This window comes from Streptomyces sp. NPDC045022 (assembly GCF_056432605.1).
Map to the genome: position 1 here is coordinate 398,759 of NZ_JBWKIR010000001.1, position 20,053 is coordinate 418,811.

The following is a 20,053-nucleotide window of genomic DNA, read 5'->3' on the forward strand; positions in this document are numbered from 1 at the left end:
GGCCGGGCCGGGCTTGACCGCCCGTCCGTCACTGACCCACCGTGAGGGCCTCGTGAACCGGCGGCGCGCCGCGATGGGCCGCGCCCTCGGCAGCGACCGTTCCCGCCCCGTGGGCCCAGGTCGCACCCCTGTCCGACCGGTCGGGCTCTGTCCCGGCCGGGACAATTACGGCTTGCCACGTGAGGGTTGTGCTATGTCACTCCACGAGGAGTCACTCCCCGAGGACGAACGTCGACCGCTGTCCGGAGCCCAGGAGGGCCTGTGGTACGCGCAGCGGCTGGCACCCGACAGTGCCGCGTACAACACCGCGGAGGCGGTGGAGATCCACGGCCCCGTCGACGTGGGCCTGTTCGAGACCGCGCTGCGCCGCACCGTCGGTGAGGCCGGCACCTTCGCGCTGCGCTTCCTCGACACGGACGACGGCCCCCGCTGCCATCCGGCCGCGGACGCGGACGACTGGCCGCTGCACCGGGTGGACGTCAGCGACGCCGCCGACCCGGAGGACGCGGCCTGGGAGTGGATCCACGCCGACCTCGCGACCCCCGTGGACACCGACAAGGGCCCGCTGTTCGCGCACACCCTCCTCACCCTCGCCGCCGACCGGCACATCTGGCTGCTGAGGGCCCATCACATCCTGCTCGACGGCTACAGCTACAAGCTCCTCGGCCGCCGCCTCGCCGACACCTACAACGCGCTGGCCGAGGGCCGCGAGCCCGGCCCCTCCGGCTTCGCACCCGTGAGCCGGCTCCAGGCCGAGGAGGCGGCCTACCTCGCCTCCGAACGCTGCGCCCGCGACCGCGAGCACTGGACGGACCGGCTGGCCGCGCTGCCGGAGCCGGCCCGGCTCACCGGCCGTACGGCCCCGCCGCACGCCCCGTTCCTGCGCCGCACCGCCGAGCTGGACGCCCCCGGCGCGGAGGCCCTGTCCGCCGCGGCCAAGCGCCTCGACGTCACGCGCACCGACCTGCTCACCGCCGCGGTCGCCGCCTACCTGCACCGGATGACCGGCGCCGACGACCTCGTCCTGGGCATGGCCACGATGAGCCGGCTCGGCAGCGCCGCCCTGCGCACCCCGGGCACCACCTCCGACGTCCTGCCGTTGCGCGTGGCCGCCGATCCCGCCACCCCCGTCGCCGACTTCGCGCGCACGGTGGCCGCGGAACTCGCCGCGCTGCGCCGCCACCAGCAGTACCGCGGCGAGTTCATCCGCCGCGACCTGGGACTGCTGGGTACCGGTCGTCGGTTGCACGGGCCGGTGCTGAACATCGTGCCGTTCACCGAGGACCTCGACTTCGCCGGCTCCGCGGCCACCTGGCACCACCTGTCCGGTGGCGCCGTCGACGACCTGCAGATCAGCGTGCGCCCCGGCACCCGGCCCGGCGGACTCTGGCTGGCCTTCGACGCCAACCCGGCCCTGTACGACGAGGACGAACTCGCCCTCCACCGCGACCGGTTCCTGACCCTGCTGCGGCACCTCGCACGGACCGCGCCCACCACCCCGCTCGGTGAGCTGGACCTGCTGCTCCCCGGCGAGCACCCGCGGGACCTGCAGGGGCGCACATTCCCCGTCACCGCCACGCTCACCGAGCTGTTCGAGCGCCAGGCGCACATCCAACCCGACCGGGTCGCGGTCACCTACGCGGGTGAACGGCTCACCTACGGCGAACTCGACGCCGAGGCCAACCGGCTGGCCCGGCTGCTGGCCGAGCGCGGCGCGGGACCGGGCCGGGTGGTGGCACTGGCGCTGCACCGGGGACTGCGGCTGGTACCCGCGCTGCTGGCGGTCCTCAAGACCGGCGCCGCCTACCTGCCCCTGGATCCCGGCCACCCCACCGAGCGCCTGCGCCTGGTCATGGCCGACGCGGCCCCCGTCCTCCTCGTCACCGAGACCGGCGCCGGCGAGCACCTCCGCGACGATGTCCCCGCCGTCTTCCTCGACGACCCCGCCGTCGCGGCCGACCTCGCCGCACGGCCGGCCGGCGCTCTGACCGACGCCGACCGCACGGGCCCGACGAGTCCCGCGGACATCGCCTACATCATCCACACGTCCGGCTCCACCGGCCGGCCCAAGGGCGTGCCCGTCCCGCACGCGAACGTCGTCCGGCTCTTCACCGCCGCCGCCGAGCACTTCGACTTCGGCGACGACGACGTCTGGACGCTGTTCCACTCCTACGCCTTCGACTTCTCCGTGTGGGAGATCTGGGGCGCCCTCCTGCACGGTGGCCGGCTCGTCGTCGTACCGTACGCCGTCAGCCGCACCCCCCGGGACTTCCTGCGGCTCCTGCACGACGACGGCGTGACCGTCCTCAACCAGACGCCGTCCGCCTTCGAGCAGCTGATGGACGCCGACGAGGCGGAGCCCACCGGCTCCTCGGCGGGCGCGCTGCGCTACGTGGTCTTCGGCGGGGAGGAACTGCGCCCGGAGCGGCTGCGCCCGTGGGCGGCCCGGCACGGCCTCGACCGCCCGGCCCTGGTGAACATGTACGGCATCACCGAGACCACCGTCCACGTCACCCACCACCGCCTCACCCGCGCCGACCTGGAGGACCCGCGCCGCGGCAGCGTCATCGGCACCCCCCTGGCCGACCTCAGGGTGTACCTGCTGGACGGTGCCGCCCGGCCCGTTCCGCCGGGCGCCGTCGGCGAGATGTACGTCGCCGGCGCGGGTGTGGCCGCCGGCTATCTGCACCGCCCCGAGCTGACCGCCGAGCGGTTCCTCGACGACCCCTTCGGCCCACCGGGTAGCCGCATGTACCGCTCAGGTGACCGGGCCCGGCGCCGCGCCGACGGCGGCCTCGAATACCTCGGCCGGGCCGACCAGCAGGTGCAGCTGCGCGGTTTCCGGGTCGAACCCGGTGAGATCGAGGCCGTCCTCGCCCGGCACCCGGGGATCTCCCGGGCCGTCGTCGTGGTACGCCGCGCCGGCAACGGCGCCCAGCAGCTCGTCGCCTACACCGTGGCCGCCGGCGACCGGGCCCCGGGCCCCGCCGAGCTGCGCGCCCACGCCGCCGCCCACCTGCCCGAGCACATGGTCCCGGCGGCCTGTGTGCCCGTCGACGCGCTTCCGCTGACCGCCAACGGCAAGCTCGACACCGACGCCCTGCCCGCGCCGGACTTCACCGGGGCCGCGGCGGGCGCACGTCCCGTCAGCGCCGGGCAGACGCTGGTGTGCGGCCTGGTCGAGGACGTGCTGAAGCTGCCCCGGGACACGGTCGGCGTGGACGCCAACTTCTTCGACCTGGGCGGCGACTCGCTCCTCGCCACCCGGCTGCTCGCCCGCCTGCGGCAGGAGACCGGCGCCGAGGTGCCCATCACCGCCCTGTTCGAGGGACCCACACCCGCCGCCCTCGCCCAGCTGCTCGACGACCGGCCCGGCACCGGCCCCGGGCGCCCCGTCCTCGGCGCGGCCGGCCGCCCGGAGCGCGTTCCGCTGTCGTACGCCCAGGAACGCATGTGGTTCCTGAACCGGCTCGACGACTCCGCGGCCACGTACAACATCCCGCTGCGCGTGCCGCTCGGTCCGGCCGCGGACACCGAAGCGCTGCGCGCCGCGCTCGGCGACCTCGCCGACCGGCACGAGAGCCTGCGCACGGTGTTCGCCGAGCACGACGGCGTGCCGTACCAGCGCATCCTGCCGCCCGGCGAGCTGCGCCCCGGGCTGCGCTGGGTCGACTGCCCGCCCGACGAGATCGACGCGCACGTCGCCGCCGCGGGCCGGCACCGCTTCGACCTGACCGCCGAAAGCCCCCTGCGGGCCTGGCTGTTCGGGACCGGCGAAGACCGGACGCTGCTGCTCGTGCTGCACCACAGCGCGGCCGACGGCTGGTCGCTGCGTCCTCTCGCCGACGACCTGAGCACGGCCTACGCGGCGCGCCGCGCGGGCACCGCCCCGGCATGGCACGCCCTGCCGGCGCAGTACGCCGACTACGCGCTCTGGCAGCGTGCCCTGCTCGCCCCCGCACCGGACGGCACGGGGCTCGCCGAGCGGCTCACGGCACACTGGCGCGAGGCACTCGCCGGTCTGCCCGAGGAGTGCACCCTGCCCGGCGACCGGCCGCGGCCCACCACACCGCGCGGTGGCGCGCACGTCACGCGGCACGTGGACGCGGCCCTCCACCAGGGCCTCGCCGGCCTCGCCGAGCGCGAGGGCGCCAGCGTCTTCATGGTGCTGCACGCCGCCGTCAGCGCCCTGCTCACCCGCTGCGGCGCCGGCGAGGACATCGTCCTCGGCACCCCCGTCGCCGGCCGTTCGGAACCCGGCCTGGACGACCTGATCGGCCTGGTCACCAACACCCTGGTGCTGCGCGCCGACACCTCCGGCGATCCGTCCTTCCGGGACCTGCTGGCCCGGGTGCGCCTGAGCGATCTGGCCGCCCTGGACCACCAGGAGCTGCCCTTCGACCGGCTGGTGGAGGAACTCAACCCGCCCCGGCTGCCCGGCCGCCACCCGCTCTTCCAGGTCATGCTGGCCCTGCAGAACAACGAGCCCGCCGTGCTCCGCCTCGAAGGACGGCAGGCGCCGCTGCGGCCCACCGCCACCGGCACCGCCAAGTTCGACCTCTTCGTCGACGTCCTCGAACGGCACACCCCGGACGGCACCCCGGACGGCCTCGACCTGCACATCGAGTACGCCACCGATCTGTACGCCGCCGCCACGGCACAGGAGTTCGCCCGCGCCCTCGGCCGCCTGCTGCACACCGTGTGCGCCGACCCGGACGTGCGGCTCGCCGAGCTTCCGGCGCCGGACCCCCGCACTCCGGCCGAGGCGGGCGGGCCCGACGCCGCCGGGCCGGCGGACACCGCACTGTCCGTGCCCGGCATCCGCGACGCCGTCGCCCTGCCCGCAGCCGACGGCGGCCCGCCCCGGCTGTTCGTGGTGCCGGGCCGCGCGGACGCCACCGAGGGCGTCGAACGGCTCCTGGACCGCACCGGCGCCGGCACCGTCCGCGTCACCGCGGTCGGCACGCTGCCCCGCACCACCGACGGCGCGCTCGACACGGCCGCCCTCGACGCCCTGCCCCCGGTCGACCGGGCCGCCGCGGAGACCTGGCGCCGGCACCTGACCCGCATCCCCGGCGTGGCCGCGGCGGAGGTCGTCGTCGAGAACGCCCCGCAGGAGCTGGGTCGCCGGCTCGCCGGGCCCCCGCGCCGCACCACCGAGCCCGCGCCCGGCACGAACCCCCGCAGGGCGGCAGGCACGAAACCGGCCCTGAGCGAGGGCCCGGAACTGACCGAACCGTCCGTGTCCGGCTGGGCGCAGGCCCTGGTACGCGCCGCCGAACGCGCCCAGGGCGACATCGTGCACGTCCACCCCGACGGCAACGAGACCCGGCGCACCTACGCGTCCCTCATCCCCGAGGCCTCCCGGGTCCTGGGCGGGCTCAGGCGGGCCGGGCTGCGCCCCGGCGACCAGGTGATCCTCCAGTGCGACGCCAGTGAGGACTTCCTGGCCGTGCTGTGGGGCTGCGTCCTCGGCGGATTCGTCGCCGTCCCGCTGACCGTGCCCGCCTCCTACGGCACGTCCTCGGCGGCGCTGACCAAGCTGGAGGGCATCTGGCGGATGCTCGGCCGGCCCTGGGTCGTGTGCTCGCCCGGACTCGAAGCCGGCCTGCGCGACCTGGCGGACCGCCAGAACTGGCCCGGCCTGCGGCTCACGACGGCCGACGCGCTCAGGGAGGCACCCGAGGACCGCGACTGGTACGCCGCTCGGCCGGACGACCCCATCCTCATGCTCATGACCTCCGGCAGCACCGGTCTGCCCAAGGCCGTGCGGCTGACCCACCGCAACGTGCTGACCCGGTCCGCCGCCACCGAGGCCATGAACGGACTCGGCGAACGGGACGCCACCCTGAACTGGATCCCGCTCGACCATGTCACCGGCGTGGTCATGTTCCACCTGCGCGACGTGTACCTGGGCTGCCGCCAGATCCACGCACCCACCTCCTGGATCCTCCAGGACCCGCTGCGCTGGATGGACCTCGCCCACCGGCACCGGGTCACCGTCACCTGGGCACCCAACTTCGCCTTCGGACTGCTCGCCGAACAGGCCCACCGCTTCCGGGACCGGGACTGGGACCTGACCCCGATGCGGCTGGTGATGAACGCCGGCGAGGTCGTCGTGGCCGCCGCCGCCCGCGGCTTCCTGCACGCCCTCGAGCCCTTCGGGCTGCCGCAGGACGTGATGCACCCCGGCTGGGGCATGTCGGAGACCTGCTCGGTGGTCACCGACGCGGTGCTGCCCGCGCAGTCGCCGGACACCGACGAGACCTTCGTCAGCTGCGGCCTGCCCTACCCCGGCTTCGCCATGCGGATCGTCGGCGACGACACCACCCCGCTCACCGAGGGCGACGTCGGCCGCCTCCAGGTCCGCGGCACCTCCGTGACCGGCGGCTACCACGACAACCCGGCCGCCAACGCGGAGGCGTTCACCGACGACGGCTGGTTCGACACCGGAGACCTGGCGTTCCTGCGCGACGGCGAGCTGTACATCACCGGCCGCGCCAAGGACGTCATCATCGTCAACGGCGTCAACCACTACAGCCACGAGATCGAGGCCTGCGTCGAGGAACTCCCCAGCGTCGTCCGCAGCTTCACCGCGGCCTGCGCGGTCCGCTCCCACCCCTCGGCGACGACCGACGAACTCGCCCTGTTCTTCCATCTCGCCCCCGGAATCGACCGCGCCACCGCGCTGCGGGAGATCGCCGGCAAGGTGACCCGGGAGACCGGGGTCAGCCCCGCCTTCCTGATCCCGGTCGGCACCGGCGACATCCCGAAGACCGAGATCGGCAAGATCCAGCGGACCAAGCTGCGCAAGAGCTTCGAAGCGGGCGACTTCGACGACGCCGTCCGCGAGACCGAGCTGCTGCTGGGCACCGCCGCCACCGTGCCCGACTGGTTCCTGCGGCCCGTCTGGCAGCGGGCCGAACGGCACCACCCGCGTACCGTGGCGGCCGGCCGGCACACCCTCGTCCTGGCCGGCACCGACCCCAGGGGCCACGACCTCGCCGAACGCCTGGCCCGTTCCCTGCGCGCCGACGGCGGCCTGTGCACCGTGGTCACGGACGGAGCGTCGTACGAACGGCTGGACGCCGCCCACTACCGGATCCGGCCCGCCGAGGACACCGACCACGCGGCGCTGCTGCGCTCCCTGGACACCGACGGCCGACCGGCAGACGCCGTCGTCCTCCTCGGTGCGCTGCACACCGGCAGGGGCGACGAGACGTCCCCCGACCAGGCCGGTGCCGCCTGTCTGCCGGCGCTCGCCCGGGCCCTCACCACCCGGCCCGGCACACCCCACCCGACCGAGCTGCTGTACGTGACCGCGGGCGCCCAGGCGGTCACCGGCGACGACCGGCCCGCCCCGGCCCAGGCCCTCGCCGGCGCGATCCTGAAGTCACTCCAGCAGGAGTCGGGCCGGCTGCGCTGCGTTCACCTCGACCTGGAAGCGGGCGCCGACGGCGAGCCCGTACCGCACGCCGACGACCTCGTCCCCCTGCTGAAGGCCGAAGCCGCGCACACCCCCGTCGACACGGAGGTCGCCCACCGCGGCGGACAGCGGCACGTCCGTCGGCTGGCCCCGGCGCCCGAACCGGCGGCCCGGGCACAGCCGCCCACCGCCGAGGGCTATCACCTGATCAGCGGGGGACTGGGCGGGGTCGGCACCGCACTCGCCGCCCACCTCCTGCAGACGCCCGGCACCCGGCTGCTGCTGCTCGGCCGCACACCGCTGCCCGCCGAGGACACCTGGGAGCGGCACCTCGCCGACGGGACCCACGAGGCCGCCCGCATCGAGGCGTACCGGCGGCTGCGGGACCTCGGCGACGTACGGTACGCATGCGCCGACGTCACCGACGAGGCACAGGTGAGGGCGGCCGTCGACGCGGCCGGCGAGGCGTGGGGCGCGCCCCTGGTGTCGGTACTGCACCTGGCCGGCGCCCTCGTCGAGCGGCCCGTCGGCGAACTGGACACCGCCGCGTGGCGCGAGGCCCTGGACGCCAAGGCGCGCGGCGCCTGGACCCTGCACCGGGTGACCGCGGACCACCCGGTCGCCTCGTTCGTCCTGTTCTCCTCGGTGAACGGCTACTTCGGCGGCGCCATGAACACCGCCTACGCCGCGGCCAACGCCTACCTCGACGCGCTCGCCCTGCACCGCCGCGCCCTCGGCCTGGCCGCCCAGAGCCTGGCCTGGAGCATGTGGCAGGAACGCGGCATGAGCAGCGGCTACCGGCTCGCCGCGCTCACCGAGGCACGCGGCTACCGGGTGCTGGACACCGCCGCCGCACTGCGCTCCTTCGACCTCGCCCGCACCCTGGACGAGCCCCACCTGCTGATCGGCGCCGACCGCACCGCCCCCTGGGTCGGCAGCCACGTCCTCGAACCCGCCCGGCAGGTGCGGCGGTTGGCCGGACGCGTCTCGCTGGAGGAGGGAGCCGACCTCGGCGCGCTGTACCGGGCGGCGGCCGACGCCACCGGCAGCGCCCCCTGGGTCCTGCGCGCCGCCGGCAGCGCCGAGCAGCCGGCGGCCGCCTCGGACGCGGAGGAACGGCTCCTCGGCCTGGAGGACAGGCTCACCGAGCTGTGGCGCGGTGTCCTGGGCCGCGACCGGGTGGGCCGGGACGAGAACTTCTTCGACCTGGGCGGGAATTCACTGCTCCTGATCACCGCGCAGAACGCCGTCAACCAGGCCTTCGGCTGCGACCTGTCGGTGGTCGACCTGTTCGCGCACCCCACCGTGCGCGACCTGGCCCGCCACCTCGTGGCCCTGACCGGCCCCGAGACGGCGGCCGCACCGGGCGCGGCCGATCCGGAGAGCGCGCCCGACGGCGTGGGGGCCCCGCCGAGCGGACTGGACCGCGCCAAGGAACAGGCAGAGCGACAGCGTGCGGCCCGGGCCCGCCGCTCCGCACGGCACGGAAAGGGCCGAGGTCATGCATGAGACCACCGCACCGCAGGACGCACCGGACGAACAGGCGCCCGCTGTCGCCGTGATCGGCATGGCGGGCCGGTTCCCCGGCGCCGACGACCTTGACGCCTTCTGGGACAACCTGGCCGCCGGACGCGAGTCCGTACGGCCCGTCACCGACGAGGAGTTCCTGGCCGCCGGCGGCGACCCGCGCGACCTCGAGGACCCGTCGCTGATCCGCATGGCCTCGGTCGTAGAGGGCATCGACCGCTTCGACTCCGGCTTCTTCGGCTACACGCCCGCCGAAGCGGCCGTCGTCGACCCCCAGCAGCGACTGCTGCTCGAGACGGCCTACCACGCCCTGGAGGACGCCGGCTGCCTCGGAGGCGCCGCCGAGAACGGCACCTTCGGCGTGTACGCGGGCAGTGGTGACAGCCGCTACTACCCCGCCCATGTGCATCCGCGGTACGCGGGACAACCCGGATCGGTGGAACTGGTGCACGCCGCCACCGCCAACTCCCTCGGCACGCTGGCCACCCGGGTCTCGTACGAGCTGGGCCTGACCGGACCGAGCGTGTCGCTGCAGACCGCCTGCTCCACCGCGCTCGTCGCGGTCCACACCGCCTGCCAGGACCTCCTCGACTACCGCTGCGACACCGCCCTCGCCGCCGCCGTCTCCCTCAACCCCTCCGCCCTCCTCGGCTACCGCTACGTACCCGACGGGCCTTTCTCACCCGACGGCCACTGCCGCGCGTTCGCCGCGGACGCCGCCGGCACCTCGTCCGGTGACGGCGTCGGCGCCGTCGTCCTCAAACGCCTGGAGGACGCCCTGGCCGACGGCGACCACATCCGCGCCGTCGTCCGCGGCAGCGCCGTCAACAACGACGGCCGCCGCAAGGTCGGCTTCAGCGCGCCCAGTGCCGCCGGGCAGGCCGAGGTCATCCTCGCGGCGCAGGCCCAGGCCATGGTCGACGCCGGCACCATCGGCCTGGTCGAGGCCCACGGCACCGCCACCCGGCTCGGTGACCCCATCGAGGTGGCCGCGCTCACCGACGCGTTCCAGCAGTCGACCCGGCGGCGGGGCCACTGCGCCCTGGGCTCGGTGAAGACCAACATCGGCCACCTGGGGGCGGCTGCCGGAATCGCCGGGCTCATCAAGGCCGTTCTCGCCCTGGAACACCGGCAGATCCCGCCCAGCCTCCACTTCCACCGGCCCAACCCGCTGATCGATTTCGCCGCGGGCCCCTTCCGGGTGCCCACCGTGCTGGAGGACTGGCCCGCCGCCGGCCACCCGAGGCGGGCCGCGGTCAGCGCGTTCGGCATCGGCGGCACCAACGCGCACCTGATCCTGGAGGAAGCGCCGGCCCCCGCACCCATCCCGCCGCGCGCGTCCGAGGACGGCAGCCGCCTGGTGCTGCCGCTGTCCGCGCGTACCGCCGGCGCCCTGCGCGGCCAGGCCGAGGCGCTCGCCCGCCACCTGGAACGCCGGCCGGGCCTGCGCCTGGACGACGTCGCGCACTCCCTGCGCACCGCCCGGCCCGCGCTGCGCCACCGCCTGACGGTGACCGCCGCCTCCCGCGACGAGGCCCTGGCGTCGCTGCGCACCGCCGTGCCCTCCACCCCGCCCGTGCCGGACGAGCCCGCGCGGGTGGCGTTCCTGCTGCCGGGCGGCGGCACCCAGTACCCCGGCATGGGCGCGGAGCTGTACCGGGAGCACGACGTCTACCGCGACACCGTCGACACCTGCGCGCGGATCCTGCGCCCCGTCCTGGGCACCGACCTGCGCACCACCCTGCTCCGCGACGGGCACCCCGACAGCACCAGCGCCTTCCTGGGCCTGGTGGTGACCGAGTACGCCCTCGCCCGGACCCTCATGGCGGGTGGCGTGCGCCCGGACGCGCTGATCGGCCACTCGCTCGGCGAGTACACGGCGGCCTGCCTGGCCGGGGTCATCGACCTGGAGGACATGCTGCCGCTGGTCACCGAACGGATCCGGCTGATCAGCTCCGCGGGCGGCGCGACCGTCGGAGTGGCGGCGCCGGCCGAGGACGTGCTGCCGCTGCTGGACGCCGGCCTGTCCCTGGCCGCGGCGAACGGCCCGGCCGCCTGCACCGTCGCCGGGTACGAGGACGCCGTCGCGCGCTTCGAGGCCGAACTGGCCTGCCGGGACATACCGTTCCGCCGGCTGCGCATCCCGGCCGCCGCCCACTCCCACGTCCTGGACCCGGTGCTGGAGACATACGAGAAGCACCTGCGCGGCGTCACCCTGCGCCCGCCGCGGATCCCGTTCGTCACCAACGTCACCGGTACCTGGATCACCGACGCCCAGGCGACCTCGGTCCGGCACTGGCTCGACCACACCCGGGACACCGTGCGGTTCGCCGACGGCATCACGGCGGTGTGGCAGCGCGGACGCCCCATCCTGGTGGAGATAGGCCCCGCGGACACCCTGACCAAGCTGGCCGCGGCCCAACTGGCGCCCGAGACACCGGTGACGGTGACCACCATGCGGCACGCCAAGGCCGACGCCTCCGACGGCTTCGTCCTCGCCGAGGCGCTGGGACGGCTGTGGAGCGCGGGCGTGGACAGCACGCTCCCGCCGGTCCCGGGCACGCCCCGGCCGGTGCCACTGCCCCCGTACGCCTTCGAACGGCACCGCCACTGGCTCGACACCCCCGGCGCCCGCACCGATCCCGGCGCGCCGGACACCGAGGACGCGGCCGGCACCGGGCCGACCCTCGGTCCGCGGCCCCGGCTGACGACCGAGCACGTGCCCCCGCGCACCGAACGCGAACGAGCGGTCACCCGGCTCTGGGAGGAGACCCTCGGCATCGGCGGCATCGGCGTGCACGACAACTTCTTCGACCTGGGCGGCGACTCCATGCGCGCCGTCCTGCTGGCGGGCCGTCTCCGCCAGGCCGGCGTGCTCGACGTAGCCGCCGCGACGCTGCTCGCCGCGCCCACCGTCGCGGGCGCCCTCGCGGCCACCGACGGCACCGCCGACCGGCCCGCGGGCGGCGGCGCGAACGCGCTCGGACCGCTGCTGCCGCTGCGTCCCGAGGGCGGCGCCACACCGCTGTTCTGCCTCCACCCCGGCGCCGGCGTCTCCTGGCGGTACACCGGCCTGCTGCCCCACCTCGGCGGCGACCAGCCGGTCTACGGCATCCAGGCCGCCGGGCTCGACGGCACCCGGCCGCCCGCGCCGGACGCGGCCACCATGGTCGCCTCCTACGTCGACCTCGTCCGCGAGGTGCAGCCACACGGCCCGTACCGGTTCCTGGGCTGGTCGTACGGCGGTTTCGTGGCCCACGCGATGGCGTGCGCCCTGCAGGAGCGGGGCGAGCGGGTGGAACTGCTGGCGATGCTGGACGCCCCGCAGCCCCACGGCACCGGGTACGACGCCACCGCGGCCGAACGCCAGGTCGCGGCCCTGCTGACGCGGGTGGCCGGCCTGACGGTGGAGCCGGGTGCGGCCGAACCACCGCATGTGACAGCCGTGTTGGACCGCATCGAGGCGAACCTGAGGGCGGATCCGGCGAGTTCGCCCGTCACCCGCGCCGAGGCGGAGGCCATCGCCGAGGTCATGCGCAACAACCTGCGCATCGCCCCCGAGTTCGAGCCCGGCGTCTTCCACGGAGACGTCCTGTTCTTCAGTGCCGGGGAGGAGCACGCCACGGACTTCCCCGGCGATATCGCCGTCCTGCCCGGCAAGGCCGACGCCTGGCGACCGCACGTCACCGGAACCCTGCGCCACCACCCCGTGCCCTGCGGACACTACGAGATGACCGAACCCGAGCCCATCGCGCTGATCGGCGCCGCCGTCGCCGAGGCTCTGCGCCCGGCCGCCGAACGGCCCGCCGCAGCCGTACGCGTCCCGCCGCCCCCTGGGGGCCCCGACCGTCCAGGAGACCCCGTATGCCCGTGACCGCGACCCAGGACCTCTACGAACTCGGTGACGCGCCCGAACTCGGCACCGTGCCCCGGAAGATGTACGCCTCGCTCATCCGCCGCGAACGCTACGGGCAGCCCGTCGACGCCTTCCGCACGGAGGTCGTCGACGTGCCCCCGGTACGGCGCGGACAGGTGCTGGTCAAGGTGATGGCGGCCGGCGTCAACTACAACAACGTCTGGGCGGCGCTGGGCAAACCGCTCGACGTGATCGCGGCCCGGCAGAAGGCCGGCGCCACCGAGGACTTCCACATCGGCGGCTCCGATCTGTCCGGCATCGTATGGGCCGTGGGCGAGGACGTGCGCGGCGTACGGCTGGGCGACGAGGTCGTGGTCCTCGCCAGCCGCTGGGAGGAGGCGGCCGAGGACATCCGCCTCGGCGGCGACCCGGCCGCCTCCTCCACCCAGCGGGTGTGGGGATACGAGGAGAACTACGGCTCCTTCGCCCAGTTCGCGATCGTCGACGACTACATGTGCCACCCCAAGCCCGCCCGGCTGTCCTGGGCGGCGGCCGCCTGCTACATGGCCACGGCGGCCACCGCCTACCGCCAGCTGTTCGGCTGGGAGCCGCACACGGTACGCCCCGGCGACCCCGTCCTGATCTGGGGCGGCGCCGGCGGCCTCGGCAGCATCGCCATCCAGCTCGTCCGGCACGTCGGCGGCATCCCGGTCGCGGTCGTCTCCAGCGAGGAGCGCGGCGAGTTCTGCGTGCAGCTGGGCGCCCAGGGGTGGATCGACCGGCGCGAGTTCGACCACTGGGGCCGGATGCCGGACACCTCGGACGAGGCGGCCATGAGCCGCTGGCTGGCCGGGGCGCGCGCCTTCGGGCGGCGCTTCTGGGAGGTGCTCGGCGAGCGCCGTAGCCCGCGCATCGTGCTGGAGCACTCGGGCGCCGACACCATTCCCACGTCCATGTACCTGTGCGACAACGCGGGCATGGTCGTCATCTGCGGCGGCACCACCGGCTACAACGGCGACGTGGACCTGCGTTTCCTGTGGATGCGGCAGAAGCGCCTGCAGGGCTCGCACGTGGCGAGTGCCCGTGAGGCCCGTGAGGTGACGCGGCTGATCGACCGGGGAGTCGTCGACCCGTGCCTGTCACGGACGTTCACGTTCGAGGAGATCGGCCTGGCGCACCAGCTCATCCATGACAACCGCCATCCGGCGGGAAACATGGCGGTGCTGGTCAACGCGCCGCAGTAGCGGACCGCCCGGGCCGGGCCGGCGGCCCACACCGCCGGCCCCGGCCCGGGCGCGGGCGGAGGGGCGGCCCGGCGGGACACGACGGTCCAGCGGTCGGCCCGGGCGCGGAAAGGGGGACTGGCTGAGTGGGCGCGGCCGGCTGTCGGCGACGGGTCTGTGTGCACGGTGGTGGGGCGCGGCCGGCGCCGACCTCAGCGGGTCCGGCCGAGGACCGCGCTGAAGACGCCCGGTCCGGCCTCGACCACGCGGACGTGCACGGCGCGTGCCGCGTCCGTCCGCACCTCGATGCGCAGCCCGTCCCCGTCCGGCGAGGCCCGCAGGTCGCGCAGCCCCCGCAACACCCCACGGGGCAGCGGCTCCCGACTCGTGTGCAGGGCCTTCCAGGCCGCTTCCTTCGCGGAGAACAGTGACGTGACCGACCACGGCGCGGCCTGCGGCCCCTCGGTGCTCAGCAGGTGTTCCTCGTCCCCGCCCAGCACCAGCCGGGCCGCGGCGGCGGGAAGCGGTCGCAGTTCCAGATCACAGCCGAGCGGGGTGTCCCGGCCCGGCGTTCGGGCAACGGCGACCGCGACGCCCGCGCTGTGCGAGATCGATGCCGCCCGCCCGGGAGGAAACAGCGGCAGGCGGCCGTCGCGCGGTATCTCCCCGCAGTCCAGCCCCACCTCCCGCAGCGCACGGCGCGCGGCGAGCCGGCCGGCCAGGAACTCGGCGCGGCGGTACGACGGCATCGACGCGACCGCGGCCGCCTCGCCCGGCCCGGCGGGTGCGAGCCGCGGCTCGGTGCCGACGGCGACTCCCGCACCGAGCCCCGCCGCCGCCAACTCCCGCCGCAGCGTGCGCACTCGGGCGACGACGAGCATGCCGAGCCCGGCCACCGGGGCGGAGCGGTGGCCGGGCTGGTCCAGGGCTGACGGAACAGTCGTGGCGATCGTGGACGCCGTCGGTGTACCGGACACCGGTCAGGCCCGCAGCAGCTTCTTGATGATCTTCCCGGCGGGGTTCCTGGGCACCTGCTCGATGAACTCCACCCGCCGGGGCCGTTTGTAGGGCGCGAGCCGCTGCGTGACATGCGCGAGCAAGTCAGCCGCCGTGGTGCCCGGCTCGGCCATCACGTACGCGAGCGGCACCTCGCCGTAGTCCTCGTCGGGAATGCCGACGACCGCGGCGTCCCGCACCGCCGGATGGGACATCAGGGCACGCTCGATCTCCGAGGGGTAGACGTTCTGACCGGCCCGGATGATGACGTCCTTGGAGCGGTCCACCAGGTGGATGCGCCCCGCCTCGTCGAGGAACCCCAGATCCCCGGTCCTGACCCACCCGTCGAGGTCGATCTCCCGGGTGGCCTCGGGGTCGTTCCAGTACCCCTGCATGACGCCCGGCCCCCGTACGACGATCTCGCCGATCTCTCCGCGCGGAACCTCGCCGCCCGCCGAGTCGACCGCGCGGGCGGACATACCGGGGACCACCCGCCCGCAGGCGATGCGCGCCGTGATGTCCCCCGGGGCGGGGTGCTCGTCCGGGCCGAGGGTGACGAAGGGCCCGCCCACCTCGGTCATGCCGTAGACCTGGCGGAAGCCGCAGCCGAGTCGCCGGACGGCCTCCTCGTACACGTCCAGGGGCATGGGGGCGGCGCCGTACAGGACCTCCCGCAGCGTGGACAGATCGGCCCGGTCCGCGCCCTTGGCCTGCAGCATGAACCGCAGCATCTGCGGGACCATCCACATGTGCGTCGCGCGATGCCGCTCCACCGCGGCCAGCGCGCGCTGCGGGACGAAGCCGGGCATGAGCACGATCGTGGCGCCCGCCGCCATGTAGGTGAGCGACACCACCATGCTTCCGTGGTACAGCGGACAGCAGTTGACCATGACGATGTCGTCGGTGGGCCGGGCCATGACCAGCCAGCCCAGGGCGATGGCGCGGAACGAGGCGCTGTCGACCGTGACCCCCTTGGCCTGCCCGGTGGTGGCCGAGGTGTGCAGTACGGCGACCGGATCGGTGTCGGCCACCGCGGGCAGCGTCCGATCGGCGGCCATGGTGCCCAGCGCCTCGAACGCCGGCTTGTCGAACGACATCCTGATCCGTACCGACGCCGGAAGCTCCGGGTGCCGGTCCAGCAGCTCGGACTCCCCGAGTACGGCCACCGCGCCGACCCGTTCGACGATCCCGGCGACCTCGGGCACGGCCAGGCTGTGGTTCAGCGGGACGAACAGCGCGCCCAGCCGGGCGAGTGCGAAGTAGGTCTCCAGGACCTCGATGCGGTCCTTGGACAGGACGGCGACCCGGTCACCGTGCTCGATGCCCAGGTCGGCCAGGCCACGGGCCAGCTGGAGCGTGCGGTCGTGGAACTCCGACCAGGTGACCGCGCGCCGCTCGTCGACCAGGGCCGTCCGCTCCGGCCAGCACTGCCGGTTGCGTTCCAGCAGCTGCGTCAGCCACATCACGCACCGCCGCCGGCTTCGGTCGCGGAACGCTCCGAGACGAAACGCTCGTAGTCGGCGATCGTGTGCAGCTTCTCCATGTCGTCGGCGGTGATCTCCACGCCGGCCCGCTGCTCGACCAGCAGAACGAGACGCACCAGGTCCCCGGAGTCGATACCGCTCGCGGCGAGGTCGGCATCGTCGCCGACCCGCTCCTGGTCGGCGAACTCCTCGGTGCCGGTGAGTTCGACCAGCAACTCCCTGATGGTGCTCATGGTTTCCCCTTTCGCACGGCGAGCCGAGCGCCGGGCGGGTCGTGTCTGTCACCTGTCACCCGAACAAGAGGCTGTGCCGCCGGACCGCTATCCCCGTGCCGCCCGTGACCTTTGTCACGCACCCCCCGGCGGACGTCGGGGGATAGCGGACGCGTCGCGCGGCCTCTTTACGAGACGGAGGCTGCGCCCCGCCCGCCGGACGTGTGGCGCCAGGACGCCCGGAGAACGCCGAAGGAGTGATGCCAGTGCCCAGGCGAGGAATGAGGGCCGAGGGCGCCCGCGTCCCGGTCACGGCGGAGACCGGCCGGGGAGGCGGTGCATGAGCGCGCAGCGGACCGGCCTCCCTGCCGCCCGGCAGGGTGAGCCGGGGCAGGAGGAGTTGCCCGGCCGTTTCGACGGGCTGATCGCCGCGGGGGAGACGGTCGAACCGCGAGACTGGATGCCCGACGGCTATCGGCGCATGATGATCCGTCAGATCGCTCAGCACGCCCACTCCGAGATCATCGGCATGCAGCCGGAAGGCGCCTGGCTCACCCGGGCGCCGTCCCTGCACCGCAAGTCCGTGCTCCTCGCCAAGGTGCAGGACGAGGCCGGACACGGCCTGTACCTGTACTCCGCCGCGGAGACCCTCGGCGTGGACCGGGCGGAGTTGCTCGACGCCCTGCACCGGGGACAGCAACGCGCCTCGGCGACCTTCAACCACCCCGCGCTGACCTGGGCGGACACCGGCGCCATCGCCTGGCTGACGGACGGTGCGGCCGTCATCAACCAGGCGCCGCTGTGCCGGACGTCCTACGGGCCGTACGCGCGGGCGATGCGCCGGGTCTGCCAGGAGGAGGCCTTCCACGTGCGCCAGGGCTACGACCTGATGCGCGCCCTGTGCGAAGGCACACCGGAGCAGAAGGCGATGGCCCAGGACGCGGTGAACCGCTGGTGGCTGCCGGCCGTCGCGCTGATGTTCGGGCCGCCCGACACGGAGGCGGGCGGCGGCGACGCCCGGACGACGGCGCTCGGTGCGTCGGTCTCCCGCCGCGCCATGGCCTGGGGCATCAAACGCCACACCAACGACGAACTGCGCCAGCGCTTCGTCGACAGCTGCGTCCCGCAGGCCGAACGCCTCGGCCTGACACTGCCGGACCCGGCGATCCGATGGAACGGGGAACGCGGCCACTACGACTTCACGCCGGTCGACTGGGACGTCTACCGGCAGGCCCTCGGCGACGACACCCACTGGTCGAGGGAGCGCATCGCACACCGGCGCACGGCGCACGAGGAGGGCGCCTGGGTACGGGAGGCCGCCGCCGCGTACGCCGCCCGGGCGGAGGCCGGTGAACTGCCCGGCGCGCCCGTCACCGCCGGCCTGCCGGCCGCCCAGGACGCCGGTACGGCGCCCCCCGCCCAGAACCCCGGTGAACCGCCCGTCGCCGGGGCGGCCGGCACCAGCGGTCCCGGCCGGACGGAGGAGCACGCATGAACCGGCAGAGCGAGGGCGCCCCCGCGTCCTGGGAGGTCTTCCTGCGGCCCCGCCGCGGCCTCGCCCACCAGCACGTGGGCTCGGTGCGCGCCCCGGACGCCGACACGGCCCTGCTCAGGGCCCGTGACCTGTACACCCGCCGGGGCGACCCGCTGTCGCTGTGGGTGGTCCGCTCGGACGCCGTGCACACCACCTCCCCGGACGAACGCGACCCGTACTTCGCGGGCGCCCGGCACAAGCCCTACCGGTACCCGCAGCAGTTCGCGCCGCTGACCGAGAAAGGCCCCGACGGTGACCACGACCACTGACCCGGCACTCCGCACCGCCGCGGACGTCCGTGTCGACGCCCACCTCGGCGTACACCTGCTCCGCCTCGGCGACGACGCCCTCGTCCTCGGACAGCGGCTGTGCCAGTGGATCACACGGGCGCCGGCCATCGAGGAGGACCTGGCGCTGTCCAACATCGCCCTCGACCTCATCGGCCAGGCACGAACACTGCTCACCCTGGCCGGACGCGTCGACGGCACGGCCCGCGGCGAGGACGACTTCGCCTTCACCCGGTCCGATCGCGAGTTCACCAACGCGCTGCTGACCGAGCTGACGAACGGGGACTTCGCGGCGACCGTCGCCCGGCAGCTCGCCTACACCCACTACGCCGTCCTGTACTACGAGGCGCTGGGCGGCTGCGCGGATCCCGAACTGGCCGCGTTCGGGCAGCGGGCCGCCAAGGAGGTCGCCTTCCACCGGCTGCACGCCGACACCTGGACCGAACGGCTGGGCCTCGGCACACCCGAGAGCACCCGCCGCATGCAGCAGGGCCTGGACCGGGTGTGGCCCTACACGGCGGAACTCTTCGAGGAGGACGAGGTGGTCCGCCGTCTGGTGACGGCGGGCACGGTGCCCTCACCGGCCCCGCTGCGCCCGCTGTGGGAGCGGCGGACGGCCGAGGTCATCGAGCGTGCCGGACTCGCCGTGCCCACCCCCCGCTGGCAGGCCCGGGGCGGACGCGCGGGGCTGCACACCGAGGAGTTCGCATCCCTCGTCGCCGAACTGCAGTCGGTGCACCGCCAGTTCCCGGGAGGCACCTGGTGAGCGGCCGTACGGCCCCGGCGCCGCGGCCCGACCCGGGCCGTACCGCGCGCACGGCGCAGGAGATCCGGGCGCTGGTGGACGCCCTGCCGGACCCCGAACTGCCGATGATCGGTCTCGGTGACCTCGGTGTCATCGGCTCGGTCGCCCCCGGCGCCGACGGAGTGCTCGAAGTGGACATCACCCCCACCTACCTGGGCTGCCCCGCGCTGCCGGCCATGGTGGCCGCGATCGAGGAGGTCCTCGCGGCCGGCGGCCACCCGGACGGCCGGGTACGGCAGGTGCTCTCACCGGCGTGGACGACGGACCGCATCACGGCGGCCGGCCGGGCCAAGCTCGCCGCGCACGGCATCGCCCCGCCCCGGCCGGCGTCGGGGGACGGTCCGGTCCTCCTCCAGCTCGCCGGGGTGCCCTGCCCGCACTGCGGTTCCCGCGCCACCCGGCCGCACAGCGTGTTCGGGCCCTCCCGCTGCCAGTCGATGCTGCGGTGCACGGCCTGCCACGAGCTGTTCCCCCACCTGACCGCACTATGAGGCCCCGCGTGAACCCCGCCACCGCCACACCCGACGGCAACCCGCCCCCACTCGCGGACGACCCCGGCTTCACCGAACGCCGGTCCATCGACCCCGGCTTCACCGAACGCCGGTCCACCGACCCCGGCTTCACCGAACGCCGGTCCACCGACCCCGGCTTCACCGAACGCCGGTCCACCGACCCCGGCTTCACCGAACGCCGGTCCACCGCC

Annotated in this window: 10 protein-coding genes and 1 pseudogene; 8 read left to right on the plus strand and 3 right to left on the minus strand. The window is 74.6% G+C overall.

All coding sequences use genetic code 11. The features are described 5' to 3' along the window. Window positions 1-193: 193 nt before the first annotated feature. Genes AC07C1_RS01755 through ccrA form a run of 3 tightly spaced genes read left to right on the plus strand, consistent with a single transcriptional unit; the run spans window position 194 to window position 14,053 of the window. A complete protein-coding gene (locus AC07C1_RS01755; protein ID WP_478936212.1) occupies window positions 194-8,935 on the plus strand; it encodes an amino acid adenylation domain-containing protein in 8,742 nt (2,913 codons plus the stop codon). Continuing rightward, window positions 8,928-12,827, plus strand: a complete 3,900-nt coding sequence (locus AC07C1_RS01760; RefSeq protein WP_478936214.1) for a type I polyketide synthase — start codon at window positions 8,928-8,930, stop codon at window positions 12,825-12,827. The genes AC07C1_RS01755 and AC07C1_RS01760 overlap by 8 nt, the downstream gene beginning before the upstream one ends. Continuing rightward, on the plus strand, window positions 12,824-14,053 hold the full coding sequence (ccrA, locus tag AC07C1_RS01765; protein WP_478936570.1) for a crotonyl-CoA carboxylase/reductase: 1,230 nt from the start codon (window positions 12,824-12,826) through the stop codon (window positions 14,051-14,053). The genes AC07C1_RS01760 and ccrA overlap by 4 nt, the downstream gene beginning before the upstream one ends. 191 nt (window positions 14,054-14,244) lie before the next feature. On the opposite strand, the gene AC07C1_RS01770 is transcribed toward ccrA, so the two are convergent. The 3 genes from AC07C1_RS01770 to AC07C1_RS01780 are packed head-to-tail and all read right to left on the minus strand — an operon-like array spanning window position 14,245 to window position 16,745. Further along, window positions 14,245-15,009 (minus strand): 4'-phosphopantetheinyl transferase family protein, encoded by a 765-nt coding sequence (locus AC07C1_RS01770; RefSeq protein WP_478936216.1) that lies wholly within the window; start codon window positions 15,007-15,009, stop codon window positions 14,245-14,247. Between the two features lie 3 nt (window positions 15,010-15,012). Beyond that, window positions 15,013-16,491: a class I adenylate-forming enzyme family protein gene (locus AC07C1_RS01775; RefSeq protein ID WP_478936217.1), complete on the minus strand. Its 1,479-nt coding sequence runs from the start codon at window positions 16,489-16,491 to the stop codon at window positions 15,013-15,015. After that, window positions 16,491-16,745 carry an acyl carrier protein gene (locus AC07C1_RS01780; RefSeq protein ID WP_478936219.1) on the minus strand — a complete coding sequence of 85 codons (255 nt, stop codon included), beginning with the start codon at window positions 16,743-16,745 and terminating at the stop codon, window positions 16,491-16,493. The genes AC07C1_RS01775 and AC07C1_RS01780 overlap by 1 nt, the downstream gene beginning before the upstream one ends. Window positions 16,746-17,064: 319 nt before the next feature. Between AC07C1_RS01780 and paaA the strand changes: the two genes are divergently transcribed. From paaA to AC07C1_RS01805, 5 genes and pseudogenes are all read left to right on the plus strand, one after another. Then, window positions 17,065-18,219, plus strand: a complete 1,155-nt coding sequence (gene paaA / locus AC07C1_RS01785; RefSeq protein WP_478936220.1) for a 1,2-phenylacetyl-CoA epoxidase subunit PaaA — start codon at window positions 17,065-17,067, stop codon at window positions 18,217-18,219. After that, window positions 18,216-18,527, plus strand: coding sequence for a 1,2-phenylacetyl-CoA epoxidase subunit PaaB (paaB, locus tag AC07C1_RS01790; RefSeq protein WP_478936221.1), 312 nt, complete (start codon window positions 18,216-18,218; stop codon window positions 18,525-18,527). Before paaA ends, paaB begins: the two co-directional genes overlap by 4 nt. A gap of 55 nt (window positions 18,528-18,582) precedes the next feature. Beyond that, on the plus strand, window positions 18,583-19,311 hold the full coding sequence (gene paaC / locus AC07C1_RS01795; RefSeq protein WP_478936572.1) for a 1,2-phenylacetyl-CoA epoxidase subunit PaaC: 729 nt from the start codon (window positions 18,583-18,585) through the stop codon (window positions 19,309-19,311). Then, window positions 19,308-19,841, plus strand: a complete 534-nt coding sequence (gene paaD, locus AC07C1_RS01800) for a 1,2-phenylacetyl-CoA epoxidase subunit PaaD (RefSeq protein ID WP_478936222.1) — start codon at window positions 19,308-19,310, stop codon at window positions 19,839-19,841. The genes paaC and paaD overlap by 4 nt, the downstream gene beginning before the upstream one ends. 8 nt (window positions 19,842-19,849) lie before the next feature. Then, a pseudogene (locus AC07C1_RS01805) lies at window positions 19,850-20,053 on the plus strand (hypothetical protein); the annotation flags it as partial.

What these genes read in the sequence shown, in the direction of transcription:
- AC07C1_RS01755 (WP_478936212.1), top strand. Translation starts at nt 194, where the DNA reads ATGTCACTCCACGAGGAGTCACTCCCCGAGGACGAACGTCGACCGCTG.
- AC07C1_RS01760 (WP_478936214.1), top strand. Translation starts at nt 8,928, where the DNA reads ATGCATGAGACCACCGCACCGCAGGACGCACCGGACGAACAGGCGCCC.
- AC07C1_RS01775 (WP_478936217.1), bottom strand. Translation starts at nt 16,491, where the DNA reads ATGTGGCTGACGCAGCTGCTGGAACGCAACCGGCAGTGCTGGCCGGAG.
- AC07C1_RS01780 (WP_478936219.1), bottom strand. Translation starts at nt 16,745, where the DNA reads ATGAGCACCATCAGGGAGTTGCTGGTCGAACTCACCGGCACCGAGGAG.
- paaA (WP_478936220.1), top strand. Translation starts at nt 17,065, where the DNA reads ATGAGCGCGCAGCGGACCGGCCTCCCTGCCGCCCGGCAGGGTGAGCCG.
- paaB (WP_478936221.1), top strand. Translation starts at nt 18,216, where the DNA reads ATGAACCGGCAGAGCGAGGGCGCCCCCGCGTCCTGGGAGGTCTTCCTG.